1 protein-coding gene is annotated in these 255 nt (G+C 41.2%); it reads right to left on the bottom strand.

Annotated elements, in window-relative coordinates:
• Positions 1-255 (bottom strand): transposase (locus ACYQ2O_RS13350; RefSeq protein WP_459771559.1); only part of this gene is annotated, 255 nt, incomplete at both ends.

The following is a 255-nucleotide window of genomic DNA, read 5'->3' as shown; positions in this document are numbered from 1 at the left end:
ATTTACTGTATTTGAAGAAGGTCTCGATCTGCCAGCGTTTTCCATATAAACGAATGATTTCCTCATCTGGCAAGTCAACGTCAGTTGACAGAAGAGCTAGCCAGTTTTTCTTGCCTCTGCGATTGTCACGAACAAATATTATCTTAGCCTGGATGTCTTCATTATTATCGTTCAATCCTAAGCTGACAACGACAGATGCTTTAATTTTCGCACGGCCACGCTTTTTCTTGAGCACTCTGTAGAGATCTTTCAGGT

Source organism: Alkalibacterium sp. m-11 (assembly GCF_054658155.1).
This window is presented reverse-complemented; position numbering and strand designations above follow the sequence as displayed.